Genomic DNA, 17553 nt, shown 5'->3' with positions numbered 1-17553 from the left:
CGCGGTGACCAGCCGCGACCCCGGTCCCGAAGGCTCGTCAGAAGGTGGCGGTCTCGGGGTCGGCGCCGACGCGCTGGCCGCGGTCGAGCCCGTCGATGGCCGCCATCTCGGCATCCGTCAGCTCGAAGCCGAAGACGTCGAAGTTCTCGACGATGCGGTCACGGGTCGACGACTTCGGGAACACGATGATGCCCTGCTGCAGGTGCCAGCGGATGACGACCTGCGCCGGTGTCGCCCCGTGCGCGGCGGCGGCGTCGGCGACGGCCTTCTCTGCCAACAGGTCGTACTTGCCCTGTCCGAGCGGCCCCCACGCCTCGGTGTGGATGCCGAGGGGCTCCTGGAACGCCCGGAGCTCGCGCTGCGCGAAGGCCGGGTGCAGCTCGACCTGGTTGACCGCCGGCACGACGCCGGTCTCGTCGAGCAGGCGCTGCAGATACGCGATCGTGAAGTTCGAGACGCCGATCGAGCGGGTGAGACCCGCGTCGCGCAGGCTCGCGAGGGCCTGCCAGGTCTCGACGTAACGGTCGAGGTCGGGGCGCGGCCAGTGGATGAGGTAGAGGTCGACGTGGTCGAGCCCGAGCCGCTCGAGGCTCGCCTCGAGCGCGGGGCGGGCCGTGTCGCGACCCTGCTCGGAGTTCCACAGCTTGGTCGTGACGAACAGCTCGTCGCGCGGGATGCCGGAGGACGCGATCGCGCGCCCGACCCCCTCTTCGTTGCCGTAGACCGCGGCGGTGTCGATGTGCCGGTAGCCGGCCTCGAGCGCCTCGCCGACGATGCGCTCGGTCTCTGCCGGATCGACCCGGAAGACGCCGAAGCCGAGCTGGGGGATGCGGTGGCCGTCGTTGAGCGTGATGTGGGGAACCGTCATGTGTCCAGCCTGCCACCCCCCGGCGGACATCGGGGCCGCCGCCGTCCCGCCCGCCGGACTGGACCGGATGGGCACCGGCCCGCCAGACTGACGCGTGTGTGGGTGACGGATCTGCCCTTGTGGCTCGGGCTCCTCGTGTCGGTCGCGGGGTTCCTCGCCCTCTCGTGGGCGATCCTGCTGCTCCTGCGGCGCTGGGTGCGCCGGGCCTCCCACGGCGCGCCCGAGTGGGATCGCGTGCTCGGCTACGTCACCGCCGCCTACGGCGTCCTCTACGGGGTGACGCTCGCGATGATCGCGGCCGCTGCGTTCTCGCACTCGACCGACGTCGACGACATCGTGCTCCGGGAGTCGTCGTCGGTGGCGGTGCTCTACCGCGACGCGTCCGGGTTCGGCGAGCCGACCGCATCCGAGCTGCGCCAGGCGCTCGCCGCGTACACCGAGGACGTCGTCGAGCACGACTGGCCGCAGCAGCAGGCGGGCACGAAGCCCGAGGAGGCGCGCGCGGAGATCGACGAGATCCAGCGGCTGCTGTTCTCCTACGAGCCCGCGACGGCGGGGCAGCAGCAGGTTCAGAACCAGGCGATCGGCGCCTTCAACCAGTTCGTGGCCGATCGGCGCGAGCGGATCGCGATCACGGGACTGGCGCTGCCGAGCGTGCTCTGGGTCGTCGTGCTCGTCGGGGCCGTGCTGAACGCCGTGCTCATCGCGCTGGTCGAGGTGCGGAACCTGCGCGCGCACCTGATCATGTCGGGCCTCATCGCGGCGTACGTCGCCCTCGTCGTCTACGCGATCGCGACCTTCGACTCGCCCTACTCCGGTGCCGTCGCGGTCGGCCCGGGCTACTTCGTGGACCTGCTCGACGGCCTGTTCGCCGGCTCGCGCGGCGCCGGGGGCTGACGGAACGAAACGGATCGGCCCCCGGCGCGGACACTGTGTCGCCCCTTGCGTCCGGCGGCCCCGGCGGTTCCTACACTCGGCAGCGGGAGAGGGAGGACGGATGCGGCTGCGCGACCGGGTGTGCATCGTCACCGGGGGCGGCTCCGGGATCGGTCTCGCGACCGTGCGCCGGCTCGCCGCCGAGGGAGCGATCACGGTGTCGCTCGACATCGACGCCGGATCGGCCCCGGCCGCCGCCCTCTCGCTCGCCTGCGACGTGACGGACGACGCGCAGGTCGCGCACGCGTTCGACGAGGTCGTCGCCCGGTTCGGGCGCGTGGACGTCGCCGTCGTGAACGCGGGGATCGCGCTGGAGGTGCCGCTCCTGGACACGACGCCGGAGCAGTGGAGCCGGGTCATCGGCGTGAACCTCACGGGCGCGTTCCACACGGCCCGGCACGCCGTGCGGCGGATGCTGCCGGACGGCGGCGCGCTCGTGTTCCACGCCTCGATGTCGGGGCTGGTGGCGACGGCGGACGAGCCCGCCTACTGTGCGAGCAAGGCCGGCGTGATCGGCCTGTCCCGTGCGATCGCGGTGGACTACGCGTCGCACGGGATCCGGTCGAACTGCGTGTGCCCCGGCGTCGTGGACACCCCGATGACCCGCCAGCAGTTCGCCGGCCACGAGCGGTTCCGCGATCTCGTCGAGCGGGCGCATCCGCTGTCGCGGTTCGCCCTGCCGGAGGAGATCGCGGCCGCGTCGGCGTTCCTCGCCTCGGACGACGCGGCGTTCGTCACCGGGACGGAGCTCGTCGTCGACGGGGGCTACACGGCGCGGTGAGGCGTCGCCCGCCGGCGGAGCGCGGCGCGCCAGCCGCCGTCGGCGGTGATGTCCTCCGCCCCGGTGAGCGCGGCGGGCTCGCAGCCGAACCCGACCACGCGGCGGCCGTCGTCGAGCTCGACCGGGCCGAGCGTCATGGGCGCGGGCAGGTCCGCGAGGAAGCGCCCGAGCGCGGCGGGCGCCAGCCGCCACAGCTCGCCCTCGATCGCGGCGCCGGCCTGGTCGACACGCACGAGACCGGGCTTGGGCGGTGTCGTCGCGAGCGCGTACAGGCGGTAGCGCGCAGCGGTGCGCACCTCGGCGAGGAAGCGTGCGCCGAGGTCCTGCAGCTGGGGGTGGAGCGGCTGGCCGCGCAGGTGCGCGCCGAAGACCGCGAGGTCGATCCCGTCCTCCTGCTCGGAGTCGACGTCCACCGGCTCCTGGCCGAGGAAGCGGGCCGCGAGGTCGACGGCGATCTGGTCCTCGAAGGGGCGCACCACGAACGAGACGCCGAACTCGCCCTCGTCGCCGAGGCTGCCGGCGGGGACCGCGACGGCGGCGAGATCCAGCAGGTTGACGAAGTTCGTGTACGTGCCCATCTCGGAGTTGACCCCGAGCGGGTCGGCGGCGACCTCCGCCAGCGTCGGGTGGCGCGGGGCGGTGGGCACGAGGAGGGCATCCGCCCCCGCCAGGATGCGCAGCGCCGCGCGGCGGGCACGGTCGAGCCGTTCGGCATCCTCGACGTACCGCCACGCGGCGGGCGCGGCGGCCCCGCGCACGATGCCCGCGACCGTCGGGTCGAGCCCGGCCTCGTGCTCCGGGGTCAGCCACCGCCCCGCGGCGGCGTAGCGGCCGGCGACGATGGCGCCGTCGTAGAGCAGTCGCGCCGCCGCGAGCAGCACGGAGACATCGGCGGGGCGCACGGTCGCGAACCCCGCGACGCGCTCGACGGCGGTCTCCCACAGGCCCCGGGATGCCGGCGGCAGCACGGCGAGCCCGGACGCGTCGGGCACGACGACGACGGGCTCCGCGGGGGCGGCGAGCCGCCGGTGCGCCGGGAGCGCGCGCCAGCGGGGGTCCGCGCCGTCGTCGCCCGCCATGAGCGCGTAGGCGTGTGCCGCCTCGCCCAGGGACCGGGCGAAGACGGTGATGGTGTCGTACGGGCGGCAGGCGTCCCGCATCCCGGTCGTGGGGATGCGGCCCAGCGTGGGCTTGAGCCCGATGAGGCCGTTCAGCGCGGCGGGCACGCGGCCGGAGCCGGCGGTGTCCGTGCCGAGCGCGAGGTCGACCTGTCCGAGGGCGACCGCGACGGCGGAGCCGGAGCTCGAGCCGCCGGAGATCCGCTCCGGGAGCCGCGATCCCCGCACGGCCCCGTAGGGGCTTCGGGTTCCCACGAGTCCGGTCGCGAACTGGTCGAGGTTGGTCTTGCCGATGACGACGGCACCGGCCGCGCGCAACCGCGCGACGGCGGGGGCGTCGACGGTCGCGACGACGGCCGCGCTCGGGAGGCCGACCGTCGTCGGCAGGCCCGCGACGTCGATGTTGTCCTTGACGGCGACCGTGGCGCCCGCAAGCGGCAGCCGCTCCCCCGCCGCCGCACGGTCGTCGACGGCGCGCGCCTCGCGGAGCGCGTCCGCCTCGTCGCGGAGCGCGATCCACACCTCGGGGCGCGCGGACTCGCGGATGCGGCGGTAGGCGCGCGCGACGGCGGCGACGGCCGCATCCGGCGCGGTCATCGGGCGCTCCGCACCGGGAGGGTCGCGGCGTCGGCCGGGTTCTGCTCGCTGATGGCGAGCGCGACCTGCAGGGTCATGCAGTCCTCCTCGTTCTCGAGGTCGACGCCGAGGACGGCCTCGATCCGGCGCAGCCGCTCGTGCATCCAGGGCCGCGACACGTACGCGCGCGCGGCCGCGGTGGTCTTGTTGCGCCCGGCGTCGAGGTAGTGCCGCAGCAGGGCGACGAGGGTCGTGCCCTTCTCCTCGTCGTAGCGGCGCAGCTCGCCGAGCGACCGTTCCGCGAAGCGGTGCAGCCGCGGGTCGTCGCGCAGCGCGTACAGCAGCCCGCGGACGCCGAGCTCGTCCCACCGGACGGCACCCGCGGCGTGGCCGATGCCCACGGCGGCGTTGACCGTCTCGATCGACTCGGCCAGCCCCGCACGTGCCTGCTCGACGCCGGTGTCGGGCCCGGCGATGCCGACCACGATGTCCATGCCGTGCTCGGCCGCGGTCGCCGTCAGCCGCTCCGCGAAGGCCCGCTCGTCGCCGGCGGGCAGTCTCAGGAGCGCGCCCACCACCGCGTCGTCGATGGGGGCGGCGAGGCTCGGCGCGGCGGCGCGCCGCGCCGCGTCGGCGACGATCGTGGCGAGCACCCGCACATCCGTCGTGGCGGCGGAGGCGGTGCGGGCGCGGGCGGCCAGCGCCGTCAGCGACATGCGGCGGATGGAGACCCCGAGCGCCGATCCCTGCTGGTCGAGCTCGCGCTCGTCGGCGGCGCCGGCGAGGAGGTTGGCGAGCACGCTCTGATGGGTGGAGAGGTCGAGCAGCTCGGACTCGCGCTCGACGAGCCGGCCGATGGCGAGGGTGGATGCCGCCTGCTCGACGAGCATGATGAGGCTGCGCGGGATGCTGAGGGTCGGGTCCGTCTTGCCGGTGACGTCGCGCACGCCGGCGTCGCCGGCCATGAGGATGAGCCGGCCCCAGTCGTTGCCGCGGGCGCCGACGATGGTCTGGAGCCACCCGGTCTGCGGATCGTAGAAGGTGCGGCCGCGGCGGGGTGCCCGCTGGTTGTGCTCGGCCCACTCGGCGAGCACGTCGCCGCGGGAGCGCTCCGCCGGGTCGAAGGCGAGCACCTGGTGGGCGTTGTTCTCCAGCACGACGGCGAAGCCCGACAGCTTCGCGACGTGCAGCAGCACCTCGTCGGGGCGGCTGCCGCGCACGGCGAGCGAGCTGAAGATGACGTGGATGTTCTCGGACGCCTGCAGCTCGCGCACCTGCACGTCGACGAGGGCGGCGTGCACCTCCTCGGTCACGTCGATGAAGGCGATCGTGCGGCGCAGGGCGATGAGCGGGAAGCCGCGGCGGTCGGCGGCGGCGATCATCGCGGCCGGCAGCGGCTCGGAGAACCGCGGGCCGAGCCCGATCGTGAGGGCGGCGACGCCGGCGTCGGCGAGGCGTTCGATGTAGTCGGCGAGGTCGGCCTCGGCGGCGGGCAGCACCATCCCGGTGGTGAGGAGCATCTCGCCGCCGCGGAGCAGGTCGGCGATGCCGGGGACCTCGCTGACGTGCACCCACCGCACCGTGCGGTCCAGCCCGGAGACGCCGCCCACGACCACCGGGTCGCCCCGGCGCAGGCTCGCCGACTCGAGCACGTCGGCGACGGAGGGCAGCTCGCTGCGCGCCCGCCCGTAGAGCGGCAGCCGAATCACGGCCGGCCTCCCGCCGGTGCCGTCGGCCAGCTGCGCACCATGTCCCACAGCAGGCGCGCGCCGAGCTCGAGGTCGGCGATCGGCACGAACTCGTCGGCGGTGTGCGCCTGATCGGTCGCGCCGGGTCCGAGGACGGTGGCGGAGGTCGATCCGGTGAGCGCCGCGATCATCGCCGAGTCGGTGTAGGCCTCGTGGCCGTCGGCGCCGCCGATCCCGGGCGGGCTCCCGGTTGCGCGCTCGTAGGCGGCGCGCAGCGTCCGCACGACGGGGGCGTCGTCCGAGGCCCGCACGGGCGGGCGGCGGGCGCCGAGCAGCTCGATCTCGTAGCTCGCGCCCTCGTAGCCGCTCACGACGCGCGCCGCCACGTTGTCGACGATGCGGACGGCGTCCTCGGGCACCAGGGGCGGCACGATCCGCAGGTCGAGCTCGGCCTCCGCGAGCGCCGGGACGACGTTGACGGCGACGCCGCCGCCCACGACCCCCGTGGTGAAGCGGGCGCGACCGAGGATGTCGTCGTCGAACGGGAGGGCCGCGAACACGGTCTCCAGCTGGGCCATGATGTGGGCGAGCACGTGGGCCGCGTTCGTGCCCAGGTGGGCGCGACCGGCGTGGGCCATGCGCCCGTGGACCCGCAGGGTGAGCCAGCGCAGCCCCATCTGGGCGATGCGCAGTCGCATGCCGGACGGCTCGGGGGCGAGGATCTGGTCGTCGGGTCGCAGCAGACCGGACTCGACGAGCTGGTGTGCGCCCCGCATCCCGGGCGCCTCCTCGTCGACCGTGTAGAAGGCGACGACGTCGGCCGGCGGCACGGTTCCCGTTCCCACGAGCGCGTCGACGAGCCCGAGCGTGAGCGCGAGCCCCGCCTTCATGTCGCACGCGCCGCGGCCGTAGAGCAGGCCGTCCTCGATCACTCCCCCGAACGGCGGCTTCGTCCACCCCTCGCCGATGGGCACGGTGTCCATGTGCGAGACGAGCACGAATCGGGGGGCGTCGCGGTCGAGGCCGGCGACCGTCACCTGCAGGTTGTCGCGGCCGGGGGCGACGGGGTGGCGCACGACGTCGCATCCGAGCCGCCGCAGGCGCCGCTCGATCCAGTCGGCGCAGTCGGCTTCGAGCCGGCCGGGGTTCGTGCTGTCGATGGCGATGAGGCTGCGCGTGTCGGCGACGACCGTGTCGAGATCGATCATGGGGTGTCCTGGTTCTCTCGGATGCGGGGCGGAGGGGCATCGGCGCGCTCAGCGGGGAGGGCCGTCGATCACGAGCGACTGGCCGCTGATGCCGGTGGAGCGGGCGCCGGCGAGGAAGGCGACGGCGTCGGCGACCTCGCGGATGTCGATGAGCCGGTCGAACGCGGTGGCCCCCGCGAACTCGCGGAGCACCTCCTCGCCGCGGCGTCCCTCGCGCTCGGCGACCTGGTCGGCGAGCGTGCGCAGCATGGGCGAGTCGATGTTCCCCGGGCACACGGCGTTGGCGCGCCCGCCGTGACGCGCGATCTCGGAGGCCAGGCACTGCGTGAAGCCGATGACGCCGAACTTGGACGCGGCGTACACGGACGCGCCGCCCTCGCCGGTGAGCCCGGCGGTCGAGGAGAAGAACACGGCGGAGCACTCGCGCGGATCCGCCGCGAGGTTGCGGCTGAGGGCGTGACCGACGTGGAAGGGGCCGCGGAGGTTGACCTCGAGCACACGGTCGTAGGCGGCCCAGTCGGTGGTGGCGACCGGGCCGGTGTAGTTGAGGCCGGCGGCGACCACCAGGGCGTCGTAGTCGCGGTGCGAGCCGTCGGGTCCGAGGGCGGCGAGCACGGCGTCGAGGTCGGTGATGTCGAGCCGGAGGGCGTCGTGTCCGCCGCCGGTCAGCGCGGCGGCGACGTCCTCCTGGCCGCGCACGTCGGCGACCGTGACGGCGAAGCCGTCGCCGGCCAGCACCTCGCAGACGACACGGCCGATCGCTCCGGCGCCGCCGACCACGATCACCCGCCGGGCGCTCATCGCGTCCCTCCCGCGGCGCGGAGGACGGCGGCGAGGATCGAGTCGGCGCCGGGGACGATCTCGCGCTCGAGGCTGAGGGCGGCGGGCACGGGCACGTCGGGCGTGCCGTGCCGGGCGACGTGGTCGAGGGCGCCGAGGCCGAGGCGTTCGACCACGCCCGTGATGAGCTCGCCGCTGAGCCCGAAGCCGAGGTAGTCCTCGTCGACGACGAGCAGGCGGCGGGTGCGGGCGGCGGAGCCGCACACGGTCTCCCAGTCGATCGGCACGACCGAGCGCAGGTCGACGACCTCGACGTCGACGCCGCGATCGGCGGCCGCCGCGGCGGCGGCGACCGCGTGGCGCACCGAGCCGCTCAGGGTCACGAGGGTGAGGTCGGCGCCGGGGCGCACGACGGCCGCGCGGTCGAGGGGCACGTCGTAGCACTCCTTCGGGACCGCGGCGCCGAAGGCGAAGTCGGCGGCACGCTGGAGCAGGAGGCCCTTGTGCTCGATGAACACGACCGGGTCGTCGCTGCGGACGGCGGCGGCGATCATCCCCTTGCTGTCGTAGGGGTTCGAGGGGGCGACCACGCGCAGCCCGGGCAGGTGGGCGAACAGGCCCCACAGGGTCTGCGAGTGCTGCGCGGCGGCGCCGATGCTGCCGCCGGCGGTCTTGATGACGACCGGCATCGGCACGCGGCCGCCGCTCATGTAGGGGATCTTCGCGATCGCGTTGTACACCTGCTCGAGGCAGACGCCGATGAAGTCGACGAACATGATCTCGACGACGGGACGGTACCCCTCCATCGCGAGCCCGACCGCCATCCCGGTGAACGCCATCTCCGAGATCGGGGTGTCGAGCACCCGGCCGGGGCCGAAGGCCTTGAGGAGGCCACGGGTCGAGCCGAACACGCCGCCCTGGGCGGCGACGTCCTCTCCGATGACGAGAACGGATGCGTCGGCCTCCATCTCGAGCCGGAGCCCCTCGGCGGTGGCCTGCGAGACGTTGATGTTGCGGGCGGCGGTGACGGTCATGCCGTCGTCTCCTCTCGGACGGCGTTGGCGGGGACGAGACCGGAGGCGAACACGTGGTCGCGTGCGGTCCGGGGGTCCGGCTGCGCCGCGGCGCGCACCGCGGCGAGCGCCGCGCGGATCTCCTCGTCGGCGGATGCGGCGAGCTCGGCGAGGCGCTCGGACGTCACGAGCCCGGCGGCGTCGAGGGCCTGCTCGGCGAGGCGGAGCGGATCCTTCTCCGCGATGCGCCGGGCCTTCTCGGCGCCGTCGCGATAGAGGTCGAGGTCGCCCTCGTAATGCCCGCGGAACCGGTAGCACATGGCCTCGACGACGGCGGGCCCGCCGCCGGTGCGCGCGCGGCCGACGGCGCGGCCGAGCGCCGCCGAGACCTCGTCGATGTCGAGGCCGTCGACGCGCTCGCCCACGGCGCCGTAGGCGGGGGCGCGCTCGGCGAGGGTGGGGGTGGCGCTGGAGGCGGAGAAGGGCACGGAGATGGCCCACTCGTTGTTCTCGATCACGACGACGAGCCCGAGCCGCAGGACCCCGGCCATGTTCATCGCCTCGGCGAACCCGCCGGTGTTGACCGCGCCGTCGCCGATCACGGCGACGGCGACGGCATCCCTCCCCTCGAGGCGGGCGGCGTAGGCGTGTCCGAGCGCGACGGGCAGGGAGGCGCCGACGATGCCGGTCGCCGAGAAGCGGTCCTCGGGGCTGAAGACGTGCATGTGGCCGCCGTGGCCGCCGCACAGGCCGGTCTCCTTCTCGAAGATCTCGGCGAGCAGCGGCACGAGCGGCACGCCCTTGGCGATCGCGTGCAGGTGGTTGCGGTGGGTGCTCGTGAGCGCGTCGCCGGGGAGCAGGTGCTCGGCGAGGGCCGCGGCGATGGCCTCCTGGCCGATCGCGGTGTGCAGCTCGCCGTGGATCTCGCCGCTCGCGACGCCCTCCAGACACGCCTCCTCGAACCGGCGCATGAGGCTCATGAGCCGGTAGCGGCGTTCCCAGTCGTCGCGTCGTCCGGTGCTCAGATCCATGCTTCCTCCAGTTCGACGACGGTCCCGGACGGGGTCCAGCAGTACACGGCGCGGCCCTCGGAGAACTCGACGATCTCGCCGATGGGCGCGCCGCCGCAGGCGAAGAGCCGGGCGACGGCGGCGTCGAGGTCGCGCACCTGATAGGCCCCGTGGCCGACGCCGACGTGCACGGGCAGATGGGGCGGGGTGCCCGCGGGGACCCCGCGCACCTCGAGCAGCTCGAGCCGGGTCGCCGTGAAGGGGGCGACGAGCTGCGCGAGGTCGCACACGACGCCGGGCACGCCGACGGTGCGCTGGAACTGATCGTCCATGTCGCGCACGAGGAACTCGACCCGGTAGCCGAGCGCCTCTCGGTAGAACTCGATCGCGGCGTCGAGGCGGCGCACGACGAGGCCGGCGTGGTGCCAGCTCCACGCCCCGGTCTCGCCGTGCTCGACGGGTGGCTCAGCGGGCGTTGGCATATGCGCTCCTCCTGGGGTCGGCGGCGGCGGTGAGCAGGCGGTCCCCGGCGGGGGTCGCGACCGACATGACGGTCTGCACGCTGCCCGCGTCGAACTCGTTCGCGGGCCAGTCGACGACGCGGTGGCCGCGTCGTTCGAGGTCGTCGGCCACCTCGGGCGAAAACGATCCCTCGACGAAGACGAGCGAGTCGCCGACCGGATGCGGGTGGAAGCCGCCGGGGAAGCTGGAGCCGAACAGCCGCGGCGCCTCGACCGCGGCCTGCGGGGTGCGGCCGTGGACGTCGACGAGGAGCATCGCCTGCACGATGGCCTGCACGATCACGTCGCCGCCGGGGCATGCCGCCGCCCAGACCGCGTCGCGGTCGGCGTCGAGCGCGATCATCGCCGCGGGTGTCACGCAGGGGCGCCCGCCCGGGCGCAGCATGTTGGGGTGACCGGGGACGAGCCGGCTCTGCACACCGCGGGGGGAGCAGAGGATGCCGAGCTCGGGGATGATCGGGGCGCCGTCGAGCGTGTCGCTGGGCGAGGCGGCGAACGTCGCGCCGTGCTCGTCGACGACGACGATCGCGGTCGTCGACGGGAGCGGGGGGCCCGCCTGCCGCGCGGTGGGCAGGTTCGGCAGCGCGTGCTCGCCGATCATGGCCGCGAGCGCGCTCAGGTGCGCGTCGGAGAGGAGCATCTGGGTGTCGATCCCGGTGGCGCGCGGATCGCCGAAGCAGCGCTCCCGCTCGCTGAACGCGAGCTTGAGGGCCTCGACGACCTCGTGCGCGTAGGCACCCGTGTCGAACGGGATCTCACGGATGCCGCGCCGCTCGAGGATGCCGAGCGCCTGCGCGATGATCGGGCCCTGCGACCAGGTCGGGGGAACGTGCACCTGCCAGCGGCCGAAGCGCACCGACGGTGCCGGGTCGACGTCGGCGCGGAAGGCCGCGAGGTCGGCGGTGTCGAGACATCCGCCGCGGTCGGAGACGAAGTCGACGATGGTGCGGGCGACCTCGCCCGTGTAGAAGGCGCGGTGCGCGGCCTCGATGGCCTCCTCCCGCGTGGCACCGGCGGCCGCGGCGTCCTCGGCGGCGGCCGCGAGCCGGCGGAGGGTGCGGGCCAGCGCCGGCTGGCGCAGCCGGTCGCCCGCGTGCGGCGCGCGCCCCCCGGGCAGGAACACCTCGGCGGTCGAGGGCCACTGCGCGAGGCTCTCGGCCATCGTGGCGAAGTGCGAGGCGGTGCGCGGGTCGAGCAGGAACCCGTCCTCGGCGAGCGCGATCGCGGCGGCGAGGATGTCGGGCAGCGCCAGGGAGCCGAAGCGGCTGAGCGCCGTGAGCCAGCCGGAGACGGCGCCCGGGACGATGCTGGGGGCGCCGCCGAGCGGCAGCGCGCCGTCGTGGGCGGCGCGCAGGGTCTCCAGGTCGGCGGCGGCGCCCCACACGCCGACGCCGGCGATCGCCGAGACCTCGTCGGACCCGGCCGGGCGCACGACGATCGGGGCGATGCCGCCGAGGTTGCACATGTCGACCTGCACGACGTTCGAGGCGAAGCCCGCCGCGACCCCCGCGTCGACCGCGTTGCCGCCGCGGCGGAGGATCTCGGCGCCGACCTCGGTCACGAGCGGGTGACCGCACACGATGGCCCACTTCTCGCCGTAGAGGGTGGGACGCATCGACTCGGCCTGTGCGAAGACGCCGGCGACGATGCCGCCGCCCATGCCCGAGCCCTGCGGCAGCGCCTCGCCCGAGCGCGTGCGGGCCACCGGGGGGTGCTGATCGATCGTCATGCGGGGAGTCTCCCTTCGTGTCGCGGAGCGCCGGCGCAGCCCACCCGGGCGAGGAACACCGAGCCCGCGAGCGGTTCCGCTGCCAGCTCCTGCGCGGTGGCGTCCACGCGCGCGGTCGTGATGTAGAGGTCGTCGGCGGCGCCGAAGCAGCAGCTCGTCACGCGGCGCGCGGCGAGCTCCACGTGGTCCGTGACGGTGCCGGCGCCCGCTCCGCCGGTCTCGATGCGGAGCACGCGGGAGCCGCCGAAGACCGCGACCCACAGCCGGTCGTGCGCGTCGACGGCCAGACCGTCGAGGGCTCCGGGGGCAGTGTGCCGGTAGAGGGTGTGCGAGGCGCCGAGCGCACCCGTGCGCGGGTCGTGCGCGAAGACGACGATCGACCCCGCCGCCGAGTCCACGTGGAACAGCCGCGTGCCGTCGACCGAGAAGCCGATGCCGTTGGCGAAGCCGATGCCCTCGCGCACGGTCGTCGTCCCGGCGCCCCCGATGCGCAGGAGCCACCCGGGCGCGGTGCGGCCCCCGTCGGACACGACGCCGACCCAGAGGTGCCCGCTCGGCCCGGCGATGCCGTCGGAGTAGCGGAAGCCGGAGGGCAGCTCGGGGCCGATCACGTCGACGATGCGGCCGGCGTCGAGCACGACGATGCGGCGACGCAGGGCGAGCGCGATGCGGCCGTCGGCGAGCGGGAGGAGGGCACTGACCGTCTCCCCCGGGTAGATGTCGACGGGGTGCGCCGCGCCCGCCGCGTCACGGGTGAACACGATGCCCTCGAGCAGGTCGGTCCACCGCAGCGTTCCGTCGCGCAGCAGCCGCGGGGCCTCGCCGAGCGACGCGGCGCCCCGTGCCCACGGCTCCGCCGGGATCACGAGTCCACCGCCGCGAGCGCCGTGACCGCGTCCACGATCGGGCGGAGCGCCCGCAGGCGTGCCGCACGCGCGGCGGTGTCGCGGTCGAGCTCTGTGGTCAGACGCGCCCGTGCGCCCTTGACGTCGGCGACCGCGAGCCACTCGAGGACGACCGCACGCCCGTCGACCCAGACGTGGCGCACGTCGGCGCGCGAGCCGTGCGCCACGATCGTGTCGATCTGCGCGGCGAGGTCGGCCGCCGCGGGCAGGTTGAGCCCGACGATGTCGGCGGGGGCGCCGGGCACGAGCCGGCCGAGCCGGGGATCTCCCACGGCGGCCGCGCCGCCGGTCGTCGCCATCGCGAGCACGTCGGCGGGCTCGAGCGGCTCGCCGAGGACGCTCGCGGTGTGCAGCGCCTCGCGCATGACGTCGAACATGTCGGGCGCCCCGTCGCCCTGGCTGTCGATGCCGAGGGCCGCCGGGATGCCGAGCCTCCGCCATCGGGCGACCCGTGCCGACCCGACACGGAGGTCGCGGTTGGACACCGGGCAGTGCACGAGCGCGGCGCCGGAGTCGCGGACCCGGCGGAGCTCGGCGTCGGTCAGGTGCACGGCATGCGCGGCCGAGGTGCGCTCGCCGAGCAGGCCCGCCGCGTCGAGGCGGTCGATCGGTGCCGGCAGTCCCCGCAGCCAGGTGCGCTGGAGCGGGCTCTCGTGCAGGTGGGTGTGGATGCGGCGGTCCCCGGCGGCATCCCGGATCGCGGCGAGCGCGTGGTCGCCCGCCCACTGCGCGGCGACCGGACCCGTTCCCCAGCTGATGCGGGGATGCGGAGCGCCGACGTCGAGCCGGACGAAGTCGTCGACGTCGAGCGCGTGGGTCACGGGCTCGGGGAGCGCCCAGGCGCCCTCGGCGGGCTCGGGGGCGCGTTCGGCGCGGTCGGTGAACCCGGTGATGAGCACGGCGCGGATGCCGGAGGCGACGGCGCCGTCGGCCGCATCAGCGCACAGCTGCGCGTACTCGGCGGCGTCGGCGAAGGTGTGCAGCATGCCCTGCACCGTCGTGACCCCGGTCTGGAGCAGGTCGCCGGTGGCGACGAGCACGTCGTCGCGGGTGGGGAGCGCGGTCATGGCGGAGAGCGCGCAGATCCAGGCCTCGAGGGGCGCGGGATCGATGCCCTGCGCGGTCAGCGGCATGCCGCGCAGGTGGGAGTGGGCGTCGACCATGCCCGGCATGAGCACCCCGCCGGCGTCGATGACCCGGACGGCGCGCCGGGCGAGCTCGGCGACGGGACCGACGGCGACGATCCTGCCCGCCGCGATCAGCACCCCGGCGTCGTGCAGCAGCTCGCCGTCGTGCGCCGTGAGCACGGCGTCCGCGCGGAGGAGGACACCGGTCATGTGCGCACCGCCCAGCCGAGAAGGAGCCGCTCGGTCAGGCTCACGGCGCTGAACAGCAGCCACGCGACGACCGCGGAGAGCACGACGCCCGCCCACATGGTCGGCACCTCGAGGGTGAGCCAGGACTGCACGACGAGGCGTCCGAGGCCGGCGCCGCCGACGATCCACTCCGCGGTCATGACGCCGAGAACGGCGCTCGGCGCCGAGATCTTGAGCGCGCTGACGAAGGCGGGCAGCGCGAACGGGATGCGCACGTGGACGTACTGGAACAGCGCCGAGGCGTTGATCACGCGGGTCAGCTCGATCGCCTCGGCGGGCACCGAGCGGAGCCCCAGGATCACGTTGATGAGGGTCGGGAAGAAGACGATGAGGGCGGCGACGGCGGTGGAGGCGGCGGGGCCGCGGCCGAACGCGAGGATGAGGAAGGGGGCCAGCGCCACGATCGGGATCGAGCGCACGAACACGGCCAGCGGGAAGACGAGGTCCGACAGCAGCCGCGACGCGGTGATGACGACGGCGAGCACGAGGCCGACGAGGTTGCCGACGAGGAAGCCGAGGAAGGTCGAGAGCACCGTGACGCCAGCCGCCTGCAGCACCGTGCCCCAGTCGGCCTGCGTCGCGATCGCGAGCGGCCCGGGAAGGACCGTGACCGAGGTGCCGGCGACGGTGACGCCCACCTGCCACAGCACGAGCACGGCGAGCACGACCGCGACGGTCACGAGGTTCTGGCGGCCGCCGGCGAGGCGGGGCGCGCGGGCGCGGCCCGCGGCGGTGCGCAGGACGCTCATGCCGTTCCTCCCCGGGCGACGCCGTGCCACGGGACGCTGACCCGTTCGAGGATCGAGAACAGCAGCACGATGAGGCCGTTGAGGGCGGTGGTCACCAGCAGCACCGTCCACAGCAGCGGCACGTTGAAGGAGAACATCGACTGGAGGAGCATGACGCCCAGTCCGCTCTCGGCGCCCATCCACTCGGCGATGAGCGCGCCGATGAACGCGGCGGGTGCGGCGATCTTGAAGGAGGAGAGGAGCGCCGGGAGGATGGCGGGGGCGCGGAGCGAGACGAGCCGTCGCGTGTAGCCGATGGCGAGCACACGGCCGAGCTCCTCGATGCGCGGGTCGAGGGTGCGGAGGGCGCCGGTCACGTTCACGAGCACGGGGAAGTAGGCGGCGAGCGCGGCGACGGCGATCTTGGCGGCGATGCCCAGGCCGAGCCACGCGGTGAGGGGCGCGGCGATCGCGATGACGGGGATCGCGTAGAGCACGAGCGCGAGCCGGTAGAGCGCGTCGCCGACGAGCCGGAACCGGTCGACGACCACGGCGAGCACGACGGCCGAGGCGACCCCGATCGCGAAGCCCACGCCCGCCTCCGTCAGCGTGACGCCGGACACCAGGAAGATGGCCCGGCTGCGGGCGAGGAGGGTCGCGACGATCTCGGACGGCGGTATCAGCACGGCGCCGGGCGCGGCGACGGCCTGGCCTGCGGCCTGCCAGAGCACGAGGACGGCGGCGTAGAAGACGACGACCACCGTGTAGCGCACGGAGGCTCTCACTCGTCCGCCCCCTCGTAGGAACGGCTGAGGAGGGCGGTCAGCTCCTTCTCGTAGGCGACGAAGTCGGGCTCGGTCATCGCGTCGAGGGTGCGCGGCCGGGGCAGGTCGATCTCGCGGGTCGCGACGACGCGTCCCGGGTTGCGTCCCATGACGAAGACGACGTCCGAGAGGAAGACGGCCTCGGAGACGTTGTGGGTCACGAGGATGGCGGTGGTCCCGGTGGCCTCCCAGATGCGCTGCACCTCGGCGTTCATCTGCCGGCGGCGCAGCTCGTCGAGGCCGTTGAACGGCTCGTCGAGGAAGAGCACCCGCGGCTGCTCGATGAGGGCGCGGGCGATCGCGACGCGACGGGCCATGCCGCCGGAGAGCTTGGCGGGCTGGTGGTGCTCGAAGCCCTCGAGGCCGACGAGCTGCAGCATGTCCATCGCCCGCTCGCGCCGTTCGGCGCGGGCGACGCCGCGCACCTGCAGCGGCAGCTCGACGTTCGCCAGCGCCGACCGCCACGGCAGCAGCACGGGGTCCTGGAACACGAAGCCGAACTGCGCGTCGGTGCGGGCCTGGGTGGGGGTGCGGCCGAACAGGTCGACGACGCCGCGGGTGGCGGGGATCACGTCGGCGATGATGCGCAGCAGGGTGGACTTGCCGCATCCGGAGGGCCCGAGGAGCGTCGCGAAGCCGCCCTCGGGGATGCGGAAGGAGACGTCTTTGAGGGCCGTGTAGGTGCCGCCCTTGACGGGGAACTCCTTGTCGACGGCGTCGACGACGATCTCGCCGCGGGTGTCGGCGGCGACGCTCATGCGAGCCCCAGCCGGAGGATGCGGGCGAGGTTCTCGCCCTCGACGAGCGCACGGTCGGCCGCGTCGGGGATGGCGCGGGCGATCTTGGCGCGTTCGAGGACGAAGGCGCTGCCCGGCCAGTCGGTGCCCATGACGATCTTCTCGGGGCCGACCCGCTTGTAGGCCATCTGCACCTCGAGGAGCTGCGTGCTGGAGGTCTCGAGGTAGATGTGCGGGTTGCGCTCGGAGACGATGAGCGCCTCGGTGACGTTCCAGACGGTGCCCATGTGCGCGATGAGCACGGGCGCGTCGGGGAAGTTGCGGGAGATCTCCTCGATCGACAGGGGCGCGCACCACGGGTCGTCGAGCGCGTTGACGAGGAGTGCGAGGCCCTCCTCGCTCGCCGCCTGGAAGATCGGGTCGAGCAGGCCGTGGTCGGCGAAGTGGTAGCCGTGGAGGGTCGGGTGGAGCTTGATGCCCTTGAGGCCGAGGCGGGCGCATTCGCGCAGCGACTCGACGGCGCCGGCGACGCGGGGGTTGACCTGCCCGAAGCCGATGATGCGGTCGGGGTACGCCGCGACGACGGAGGCGATGTAGGGGTTGTCGATGCTCTGGCCCAGCGAGCAGCCGACGGCCATGTCGACGCCGGCCTCGTCCATGTGGGCGATCATCGTGTCCGGCGTGAACGACTCGGAGGTGAGGTAGTCCGAGGTGCCGGAGGCCTCCCAGATGTTGTTGTACGCGTCGATGATCAT

At 74.2% G+C, this 17553-nt stretch carries 17 protein-coding genes; 2 read left to right on the top strand and 15 right to left on the bottom strand.

The features are described 5' to 3' along the window. Window positions 1-37: 37 nt before the first annotated feature. Entirely contained in the window at window positions 38-868 is an 831-nt protein-coding gene (locus tag QE381_RS13145) for an aldo/keto reductase (RefSeq protein ID WP_307218835.1), read from the bottom strand. A 102-nt stretch (window positions 869-970) separates the two neighbouring features. Here QE381_RS13145 and QE381_RS13140 point away from each other — a divergent pair, with 102 nt between their 5' ends. Both QE381_RS13140 and QE381_RS13135 read left to right on the top strand, forming a co-directional pair. Beyond that, window positions 971-1765, top strand: a complete 795-nt coding sequence (locus tag QE381_RS13140) for a DUF4239 domain-containing protein (protein WP_307218833.1) — start codon at window positions 971-973, stop codon at window positions 1763-1765. 100 nt (window positions 1766-1865) lie between these two features. Then, window positions 1866-2585, top strand: a complete 720-nt coding sequence (locus tag QE381_RS13135) for an SDR family NAD(P)-dependent oxidoreductase (RefSeq protein WP_307218832.1) — start codon at window positions 1866-1868, stop codon at window positions 2583-2585. On the opposite strand, the gene atzF is transcribed toward QE381_RS13135, so the two are convergent. The 14 genes from atzF to QE381_RS13065 are packed head-to-tail and all read right to left on the bottom strand — an operon-like array spanning window position 2570 to window position 17553. Then, on the bottom strand, window positions 2570-4300 hold the full coding sequence (gene atzF / locus QE381_RS13130) for an allophanate hydrolase (protein ID WP_307218830.1): 1731 nt from the start codon (window positions 4298-4300) through the stop codon (window positions 2570-2572). The two genes, QE381_RS13135 and atzF, sit on opposite strands and share 16 nt — an antisense overlap. Continuing rightward, window positions 4297-5988 carry a PucR family transcriptional regulator gene (locus tag QE381_RS13125; protein WP_307218828.1) on the bottom strand — a complete coding sequence of 564 codons (1692 nt, stop codon included), beginning with the start codon at window positions 5986-5988 and terminating at the stop codon, window positions 4297-4299. The genes atzF and QE381_RS13125 overlap by 4 nt, the downstream gene beginning before the upstream one ends. After that, the gene (locus QE381_RS13120) at window positions 5985-7175 is read right to left on the bottom strand and encodes a M20 family metallopeptidase (RefSeq protein WP_307218826.1); all 1191 of its coding nucleotides are present in this window, start codon (window positions 7173-7175) and stop codon (window positions 5985-5987) included. The genes QE381_RS13125 and QE381_RS13120 overlap by 4 nt, the downstream gene beginning before the upstream one ends. 48 nt (window positions 7176-7223) lie before the next feature. Then, complete coding sequence (locus QE381_RS13115; RefSeq protein WP_307218825.1) at window positions 7224-7976, bottom strand: SDR family NAD(P)-dependent oxidoreductase; 753 nt, start codon at window positions 7974-7976, stop codon at window positions 7224-7226. Continuing rightward, window positions 7973-8989 (bottom strand): alpha-ketoacid dehydrogenase subunit beta, encoded by a 1017-nt coding sequence (locus tag QE381_RS13110; RefSeq protein ID WP_307218823.1) that lies wholly within the window; start codon window positions 8987-8989, stop codon window positions 7973-7975. The genes QE381_RS13115 and QE381_RS13110 overlap by 4 nt, the downstream gene beginning before the upstream one ends. After that, window positions 8986-9999: a thiamine pyrophosphate-dependent dehydrogenase E1 component subunit alpha gene (locus tag QE381_RS13105; RefSeq protein WP_307218821.1), complete on the bottom strand. Its 1014-nt coding sequence runs from the start codon at window positions 9997-9999 to the stop codon at window positions 8986-8988. The genes QE381_RS13110 and QE381_RS13105 overlap by 4 nt, the downstream gene beginning before the upstream one ends. Next, window positions 9990-10460, bottom strand: a complete 471-nt coding sequence (locus tag QE381_RS13100; RefSeq protein WP_307218819.1) for a VOC family protein — start codon at window positions 10458-10460, stop codon at window positions 9990-9992. Before QE381_RS13100 ends, QE381_RS13105 begins: the two co-directional genes overlap by 10 nt. Next, window positions 10444-12228 carry a gamma-glutamyltransferase family protein gene (locus QE381_RS13095; RefSeq protein ID WP_307218817.1) on the bottom strand — a complete coding sequence of 595 codons (1785 nt, stop codon included), beginning with the start codon at window positions 12226-12228 and terminating at the stop codon, window positions 10444-10446. Before QE381_RS13095 ends, QE381_RS13100 begins: the two co-directional genes overlap by 17 nt. After that, the gene (locus QE381_RS13090; protein ID WP_307218815.1) at window positions 12225-13094 is read right to left on the bottom strand and encodes an SMP-30/gluconolactonase/LRE family protein; all 870 of its coding nucleotides are present in this window, start codon (window positions 13092-13094) and stop codon (window positions 12225-12227) included. Before QE381_RS13090 ends, QE381_RS13095 begins: the two co-directional genes overlap by 4 nt. Beyond that, the gene (locus QE381_RS13085) at window positions 13091-14470 is read right to left on the bottom strand and encodes an amidohydrolase family protein (protein WP_307218813.1); all 1380 of its coding nucleotides are present in this window, start codon (window positions 14468-14470) and stop codon (window positions 13091-13093) included. Before QE381_RS13085 ends, QE381_RS13090 begins: the two co-directional genes overlap by 4 nt. Beyond that, the gene (locus QE381_RS13080) at window positions 14467-15258 is read right to left on the bottom strand and encodes an ABC transporter permease (RefSeq protein WP_307218811.1); all 792 of its coding nucleotides are present in this window, start codon (window positions 15256-15258) and stop codon (window positions 14467-14469) included. The genes QE381_RS13085 and QE381_RS13080 overlap by 4 nt, the downstream gene beginning before the upstream one ends. Beyond that, entirely contained in the window at window positions 15255-16022 is a 768-nt protein-coding gene (locus QE381_RS13075; protein WP_307218809.1) for an ABC transporter permease, read from the bottom strand. Before QE381_RS13075 ends, QE381_RS13080 begins: the two co-directional genes overlap by 4 nt. Beyond that, window positions 16019-16819 (bottom strand): ABC transporter ATP-binding protein, encoded by an 801-nt coding sequence (locus QE381_RS13070; protein ID WP_307218807.1) that lies wholly within the window; start codon window positions 16817-16819, stop codon window positions 16019-16021. Before QE381_RS13070 ends, QE381_RS13075 begins: the two co-directional genes overlap by 4 nt. Continuing rightward, window positions 16816-17553 carry an amidohydrolase family protein gene (locus QE381_RS13065; protein ID WP_307218805.1) on the bottom strand — a complete coding sequence of 246 codons (738 nt, stop codon included), beginning with the start codon at window positions 17551-17553 and terminating at the stop codon, window positions 16816-16818. Before QE381_RS13065 ends, QE381_RS13070 begins: the two co-directional genes overlap by 4 nt.

It is taken from the genome of Microbacterium sp. SORGH_AS_0888 (genome assembly GCF_030818905.1).
GTDB lineage: Bacteria > Actinomycetota > Actinomycetes > Actinomycetales > Microbacteriaceae > Microbacterium.
Note: the sequence above shows the minus strand (reverse complement) of the source record. Positions and strands in the feature narration are given on the sequence as shown.

What these genes read in the sequence shown, in the direction of transcription:
- QE381_RS13145 (WP_307218835.1), bottom strand. Translation starts at nt 868, where the DNA reads ATGACGGTTCCCCACATCACGCTCAACGACGGCCACCGCATCCCCCAG.
- QE381_RS13115 (WP_307218825.1), bottom strand. Translation starts at nt 7,976, where the DNA reads ATGAGCGCCCGGCGGGTGATCGTGGTCGGCGGCGCCGGAGCGATCGGC.
- QE381_RS13110 (WP_307218823.1), bottom strand. Translation starts at nt 8,989, where the DNA reads ATGACCGTCACCGCCGCCCGCAACATCAACGTCTCGCAGGCCACCGCC.
- QE381_RS13120 (WP_307218826.1), bottom strand. Translation starts at nt 7,175, where the DNA reads ATGATCGATCTCGACACGGTCGTCGCCGACACGCGCAGCCTCATCGCC.
- atzF (WP_307218830.1), bottom strand. Translation starts at nt 4,300, where the DNA reads ATGACCGCGCCGGATGCGGCCGTCGCCGCCGTCGCGCGCGCCTACCGC.
- QE381_RS13100 (WP_307218819.1), bottom strand. Translation starts at nt 10,460, where the DNA reads ATGCCAACGCCCGCTGAGCCACCCGTCGAGCACGGCGAGACCGGGGCG.
- QE381_RS13095 (WP_307218817.1), bottom strand. Translation starts at nt 12,228, where the DNA reads ATGACGATCGATCAGCACCCCCCGGTGGCCCGCACGCGCTCGGGCGAG.
- QE381_RS13080 (WP_307218811.1), bottom strand. Translation starts at nt 15,258, where the DNA reads ATGAGCGTCCTGCGCACCGCCGCGGGCCGCGCCCGCGCGCCCCGCCTC.
- QE381_RS13065 (WP_307218805.1), bottom strand. Translation starts at nt 17,553, where the DNA reads ATGATCATCGACGCGTACAACAACATCTGGGAGGCCTCCGGCACCTCG.
- QE381_RS13135 (WP_307218832.1), top strand. Translation starts at nt 1,866, where the DNA reads ATGCGGCTGCGCGACCGGGTGTGCATCGTCACCGGGGGCGGCTCCGGG.
- QE381_RS13070 (WP_307218807.1), bottom strand. Translation starts at nt 16,819, where the DNA reads ATGAGCGTCGCCGCCGACACCCGCGGCGAGATCGTCGTCGACGCCGTC.
- QE381_RS13085 (WP_307218813.1), bottom strand. Translation starts at nt 14,470, where the DNA reads ATGACCGGTGTCCTCCTCCGCGCGGACGCCGTGCTCACGGCGCACGAC.
- QE381_RS13105 (WP_307218821.1), bottom strand. Translation starts at nt 9,999, where the DNA reads ATGGATCTGAGCACCGGACGACGCGACGACTGGGAACGCCGCTACCGG.